Source organism: Borreliella japonica (assembly GCF_900099615.1).
Lineage (GTDB): Bacteria > Spirochaetota > Spirochaetia > Borreliales > Borreliaceae > Borreliella > Borreliella japonica.
The window spans coordinates 1-2,777 of sequence record NZ_FMTE01000024.1 but is presented as its reverse complement, the minus strand read 5'-3'; the positions used below and the strand labels follow the sequence as shown (position 1 = coordinate 2,777).

Sequence of the window (2,777 nt, the reverse complement as noted above, 5' to 3'; positions counted from 1 at the left end):
ATTTTAGCTAATCCACTATATTTAGCTTTAATAAAAAATACTTCATTACTAATAGCCAAAAATGATCCTTCAAATTTTTCTAATTTACTTTACTTAGAACATTTTGGATTTGATAAAGAAAAAAGTTAATAAAGTGCTAAATCTAAATGCGGAAGATGAATTTTTTAAAGAAAAAGAAAATGAAAATAACTTTATTGTAGCTAGTCTTTACTCATTAACCAAAGAAGATTTTATCATTTTACTTAGTGATTTTAAAGCATTAAAAAACAAAAAAGGAGAAGATTATATTTCATCTTTAATAAAGGGATATGAAAATTATTTGCTAAATAATAAAAGTTTTCAGTACAAATAAGTCAAAAAAAATAAAAAATGAGATTTTAACAAAAAATAACAAATAATTTTTCACCTATGATTTCATAGAAAATTTGGAAGGTTATTTTTTTAGGTTAAAGTTTTCAGTTCTTGAAAAAATACAATTTAAGGTTTGTATTTTTGGAATTAAAGGTTTACATTAGTAGATTATATGGTATTTAAAATTTTAAAGAATTTTGATATTTATATTTTTCAGATGATATTCTTTTTAGTAAGAAAGGTTTGTTAATTTTTGTAATTCAAATTAAAATGATCTAAAGTTAATGTTAGCTTTAGAGGAGAGGAAGCATGAAATTTGAAATTAAATATTTAGCTTTGGGTTTGTTATTTGGTTTTATTAGTTGTGATGTATTTATGAAAGGTGAAATGAAAGAGAAATCTCTTGGTTTGCTTGATGGCAAAGGAAGTTCTATTTTAGGTGCTAACGAAGAATCTATTAAAAATTTTATTAATAAGAAGAAAATCGAAGTCAAAGAGAAGATTGCTAAAGAAGAGCCTTATAATCATGCAAAGGGGTTGTTTACTAATAATGGTAATTTATTACAAAAAAATATAATATCAGGAGAAGAAGTTTTAGAAACTAAATTATTAAGGGAGCAGCTTGAGTCTACCAGAAAGGAAAAAATACAAAAACAACAGAATAAACCTAAAGGGATGACCAAAGGAAGTTTGAATTTTCTTAGTGGTGAAAGTGGTGAATCCAAGGATATTTTTGAAAGCAATGAATTTTATTTTACTATAGATTCTGATTCAAGACCAAAAAGCGACTTACAGACTGTTTCGGGTTCAAATACTATTTTATACGACGATGAAGTAGAGGAAGAAAGTTATAATGAATATGATGAGGAGACAATATTAAATAATCGATATAAATCTTATCTACAAGGTGTTAAATATAATGTAGATTTAGCAATTAAAACAATTAGTAAAATATATTCTAATTATAACTCGTTTGCAACAAAGCGAACTCGAATGTATTCTACATTTCTTGATCCCTCTGCTAAAGCTAGAGCTAGGGAAAATGCTAAAAAGTTTACAAAAGAAAAGCTTGAAAAAAATCTTAATGCTCTATTAAATTATATTCAGATGAGTTCAAATACCGCAGCAAATTTATTATACATAAGTGAAATGCATGCGAAAAGAAAATTAGATGAGATTGAAACAAAAATAAAGACTTTAATTTCAAGTATTAAAGGACAATCTGATTCGTACGAAGCATATAAATCAATAGTAGGTCCAATCTTGTTAATTAAGGATTCACTTAAAGAAATGCAAGTTGTAATTGATGGAAATGGAGTTTGGTACTAATATTCAATAATTGAATATTAGTACTTTATCAAAAAAATTCATTAAGAATAAATGAAATGTTATTTAGATAAATAGTATTTATAAAGTAGCTCTACATTGATTATTAAGAGCAATAAAATTATTAAAAATGTATTAATAATAGAAAAAGATACTAGTGTAAATATCGCATTTTGATTGCGATTAAGTGTTTAGATTTTGAAAATGACAATAAAGCTAAAGAGAAGGTGGGGGGAGTGGTATGAAGGGATTTTTTATTAAGTAGTAAAGGCTATAAAATCAATCGACTTTATATTTTCACTTATTATAAAGCCAATCATATTGTAAATTAACCAAAAGTGATACGTATTCTTATTTAAGAATACGTATTTTAAATTAGAGAAAAGGAGAATATTTTTATGAGAAAAAATTTAACTTTATATATATAAAAGGTAAGCACAATAAAAATGCTATTAATCCCAAATAAGATTGTTTATTTTGTCTATTTGTAGTCCTACAAGCGGCACAAATTTTGTCATAATTTTTAATTAATCTGTTGCAAGAAAAACACTGTTTATTATTAAAATATTTATTCAAAATTAATTCTCCAAACAAAAATACAACTTATAAAATTGTAACACTCATTATAAAAAGAATTTATTAATTTTGCTATTCTAGCTTAGTAGTAATTAAAAGATTTTGTTTCCATTTTAAGGATATCACTAGGATTATAGTATTATCTATGAATTTAGTATTGTGACCACCAGTATGTTATAGTAAATCTCCAAAATTTTCAAAAAAATTAATAAAAATTATATATCTTTTTAAATTAAGGGTTTTTATTAGAAAATAATCTACTAAAAATTGCACAATCAAAAAAAACGGCACTTTCAATATTCAAATTATTTTGTGAATGAATTGTAAGTAATGTAGTGCCTCATAGTATACTTAATGTCTAAATTTTATAAGTATAACAAACTGAAAATAAACAATATAAATTTTATACATATAAAAGGAAAAGAACATCTTGAAGATTTTGAATAATATGTACAGGTTGGGGTTTAGAGAATTTTCTAGTGGTGGTAATCCCAATCTTTTTAGATATTTTACGGCTTTCAATT

Annotated in this window: 1 protein-coding gene and 1 pseudogene; both read left to right on the top strand. The window is 24.3% G+C overall.

Features of this window, described 5'->3' with window-relative positions; translation table 11 throughout:
- Positions 1 to 352 (top strand): annotated as a pseudogene (locus tag BLO14_RS05665) (class I SAM-dependent DNA methyltransferase); the annotation flags it as partial.
- Between the two features lie 308 nt (positions 353 to 660).
- Positions 661 to 1,680, top strand: a complete 1,020-nt coding sequence (locus BLO14_RS05660; protein ID WP_091973940.1) for a ferrous iron transporter A — start codon at positions 661 to 663, stop codon at positions 1,678 to 1,680.
- Positions 1,681 to 2,777 lie beyond the last annotated feature (1,097 nt).